Annotated in this window: 4 protein-coding genes; 2 read left to right on the top strand and 2 right to left on the bottom strand. The window is 70.7% G+C overall.

What is annotated here, in order from left to right; translation table 11 throughout:
• Positions 1-43 precede the first annotated feature (43 nt).
• Positions 44-808 carry an aquaporin Z gene (gene aqpZ / locus Q1K57_RS11495; protein WP_300082656.1) on the bottom strand — a complete coding sequence of 255 codons (765 nt, stop codon included), beginning with the start codon at positions 806-808 and terminating at the stop codon, positions 44-46.
• Between the two features lie 140 nt (positions 809-948).
• Positions 949-1497: a hypothetical protein gene (locus tag Q1K57_RS11500; protein ID WP_300082659.1), complete on the bottom strand. Its 549-nt coding sequence runs from the start codon at positions 1495-1497 to the stop codon at positions 949-951.
• A gap of 111 nt (positions 1498-1608) precedes the next feature.
• Between Q1K57_RS11500 and Q1K57_RS11505 the strand changes: the two genes are divergently transcribed.
• Entirely contained in the window at positions 1609-2559 is a 951-nt protein-coding gene (locus Q1K57_RS11505) for a DUF4192 family protein (RefSeq protein ID WP_300082662.1), read from the top strand.
• A 231-nt stretch (positions 2560-2790) separates the two neighbouring features.
• The coding region (locus tag Q1K57_RS11510) for a class I tRNA ligase family protein (RefSeq protein WP_300082664.1) at positions 2791-3806 on the top strand (1016 nt) is incomplete at its 3' end.

A 3806-nucleotide genomic window follows, 5' to 3' on the forward strand; every position in this document is an offset into this window, starting at 1 on the left:
CGAGGGATGCAAAGACGAAATCGTGTCCGCACCGGGCGTGGCGTCAGGCCCTTGTCGCGACGCGGACGTCCTCCGCGTCGAACGCGTCGCCCTTGTCGCCGGTCAGGGCGGCGTAGGAGAGGCCGGCGACGACCGCGCCGAGGATGGGGGCGACGATGAACAGCCACACCTGCGACAGCGGGGCGGCGCCGGCGAACCAGGCCACACCGAGCGAGCGGGCGGGGTTGACGGACGTGTTCGACACGGGGATGGACACGAGATGGATGAGGGTGAGCGTCAGGCCGATCGCCAGCGGCGCGAAGCCCTTCGGCGCCTTGGTGGAGGTCACGCCGAGGATCACCCACAGGAACACGGCGGTCAACACGACCTCCGTCAGGAAGACGGCGAGCATCGAGTAGCCGCCGGGGGAGAGCTCGCCGTAGCCGTTGGTGGCGAAGCCGGACGCGACGGCGTCGAATCCGGGGGCACCGGACGCGATGGCGAACAGGACGCCGCCGGCGACGGTCGCGCCGAGGATCTGGGCCACGATGTAGGGGGCCACGGCGGCCGTCTCGATGCGCTTCGCGACCCACAGGCCGAGGGTGACGGCCGGGTTGAAGTGGCCGCCGGAGATGTGGCCGAGGGCGTAGGCGCCGGTCACGACCGTGAGGCCGAAGGCGAGGGCCACGCCGAGGAAGCCGATACCGGCCTGGAACTGCGCGTCGGTGACGAAGGTCGCCGCGAGGACGGCGGAGCCACAGCCACCGAACACGAGCCAGAAGGTGCCGAGGAACTCGGCCCACAGCCGCTGGGGCAGGGTGGGAGTCATGGGAGTAAGAACCTTTCGGGTCTCGGACAAAGAAAAGACCGACGTGCTGGACACGTCGATCGTTGAGGGTGTTGCAGGAGAAACGACAGTCCACTCCGCAACGAGCCCCAAGTTCCCCCGCGGGTGACCGGCTGGACGCCCTAGCTCTCGATCGGCAGCGCCGACATCTGGCTGCCGGCGATCGTCGTCAGGATCAGCGTCGCCGGCCCGCGCGGCATGTCGATGCGCAGGTAGCCGTCGATGCTCTCGTTGAACCTCAGGTACCCGCGGCCGATCTCGGGGTCGGGGGCTCCGGTGGCCGGCTCGTACACCTCGGTACTCGCGTTGCTGAACGCCACGAACCCGTAGGAGACGGTGCCGACGTCGCACGACACGCGCACCTTGACGACCAGCGAGTCGCCCTCCCAGCGCTGCTCCAGGATCTCCCAGCGGCCCTTGGATGCGGTGTCGTTCGGCATGTTGAACGGCATCCCGGGGTCTGCCGAGGTCGCGCCGGCGGAGGCGCTCGGTGTCGGCGTGGGAGCCGGGACGGGCGCGGTGGGCCGGAGGAAGAGCGCCCCCAGCACCACGCCCAGGGCGACGGCGCCGGCGAGCAGGAACCACAGCCAGCCGGCGGTGCGGCGCGGCGGCGCGTAGGCGTTGATGTCGACCGGACGCCGCCCGTACGGGTCCTGCCCCTGCTGGCTCATGGGTTTCACGGTACCCAAGTCGGCGCCACACGGCCTGTGGATGACGGGGCTCGCGCCTGTGGAAAGCCACGTTCGTGACGGATCCGGGGGCTCGAGGGCCAATGTGCTGGCATGACAGACACGCGCACCCTCTCCGTCTTCACCCTGACCGACCTCGTGGAGGTCACCCCCGTGCTCCTCGGCTTCCCGCCGGTGGAGTCCCTCGTCGCCGTCGCCTGCCGCGCGGGCAGCGTCGCCCTCGTGGCCCGCATCGACCTCCCTGCCGGCGCGCCGGAGTCCATGCTCGCGCAGTTGCGGCCCATGTGGCTCAACAACCCCGACTGCACCTTCTTGCTCCTCGTCTTCAGCGAGGATGCGAACCTGGCTTGGTCGGCGTTGGGCGCCATGGACGCCGCCCTCCCGCCGCACACCCTCCGGCTCTGCGTCCATGCGGACGGCACGCGCTGGCACGCCACGCCCGGTGACGAGGGCCTGCCCTACGACGCGCGCCACGGCCGGCTGTGCCTGGAGGCGGCCGTCGAGGGCGTCCCCGTTCTCGGCTCCCGAGACGAGCTGTACGAGCTCATCGCCCCCGTCCTGTCCGAGGCCGAAACCGATGCCGCCATCGAACGCGTCTTCGACCGCTACCCGACGAGCAGGTCCCTGATCCACGGGGCACTGGCCCTGCTGGAGCGCGCCGATGCAGGCGCCCTTGTGGTGGACGCCGACGTCGCCGCCGCCTTGTGCATGGCCACTCGCTACCGCGCGTTCGTTCATCCGGCTCTCCTGTCGACGACGCGCACCAACGCTGGGGCCCGCCGCGACCTGTGGGCCGCCGTCGTCCGGCAGGTGTGCCCGTGCTGCGCCGGGGTGCCGCTGGCCGGGCTCGGCCTGGCCTCGTGGGTGCTCGGCCAGGGCGCCATGCTCGTGGTCTGCCTCGACCTGATGCGGCAGGTGGACGCCGACCCGCTCTGGTCGGAGTTCCTCGAGGCGGTCAACGTGCGAGCCGTGCACCCGGGCGACTGGGCGGGGATCGCCGCCGGAGGCCTGGCGGCCATCGAACGGCACCGGGGTGCGGCCTGAGCCGGCGGCGTCCGGACGCCTCGTGTCCCGCCCCCGGGTGGGCGGCGGCGTCCGGGGCGCGGCTTTGGGCTACGATGGCGCCCATGAGTCATCCAGTGAGCCGCTCGCGACTTCTTGGCTAGCCGCGCACCCAGGTGTCGCGGCGTCCCCTGGCCTGCCCGAGGGCAGACGGGGGCTTTTTCATGTCCGAGCAGCCCACGATTCAGACCCGACCTCGAGGAGAGCAAGACCATGGAGCCCGCCCGTAGCTACGACGCCCAGGCCGCGCAGGAGCGCTGGCAGACGTTCTGGGCCGAGAACGACACGTTCGTCGCCCGCGACGACGACGCGGCCGAGCGGCGCTACGTGCTCGACATGTTCCCCTACCCGTCGGGCGATCTGCACATGGGCCACGCGGAGGCGTTCGTCATGGGCGACGTTGCGGCGCGCTACTGGTTCATGAAGGGCTACGACGTCATGCACCCGATCGGCTGGGACAGCTTCGGCCTGCCCGCCGAGAACGCCGCCATCGCGCGCAACGCGCACCCGGCGGAGTGGACGTACGCCAACATCGAGACCCAGGCGGCCTCCTTCAAGCGGTACGGCCTGAGCTTCGACTGGACGCGCCGCCTGCACACCTCCGACCCCGAGTACTACCGCTGGACGCAATGGCTGTTCAACCAGTTCCACGCGCGGGGGCTGGCCTACCGCAAGGCGTCGTACGTGAACTGGTGCCCCAACGACCAGACGGTGCTGGCCAACGAGCAGGTCGTGCAGGGCGAGTGCGAACGCTGCGGCGCGGCCGTCACCAAGCGGCGGCTGACGCAGTGGTACTTCAAGATCACCGACTACGCTCAGCGGCTGCTGGACGACATGGAGCCGCTGGAGGGCAAGTGGCCCGACCGCGTGCTGGCCATGCAGCGCAACTGGATCGGCCGGTCGTCCGGCGCGTGGGTCGACTTCCGCGTCGAGGGCCGCGACGAGCCGGTGCGCGTCTTCACGACGCGCCCCGACACCCTGTACGGCGCCACCTTCTTCGTCGTCGCCCCGGATGCCCCCCTGGCGGCCGAGCTGGTGACCGACGAGCACCGGGCCGAGTTCGAGGCGTACCTGGAGAAGACCAAGTCCGCCTCCGAGATCGAACGGCAGGCCACCGACCGGCCGAAGACGGGCGTCTTCAGTGGCCGGTACGCGATCAACCCGGTCAACGACGAGCCGCTGCCCATCTGGATCGCCGACTACGTGCTGGCCGACTACGGCACGGGCGC

Source organism: Propioniciclava sp. (assembly GCF_029977985.1).
Classification (GTDB): Bacteria; Actinomycetota; Actinomycetes; order Propionibacteriales; family Propionibacteriaceae; genus Propioniciclava.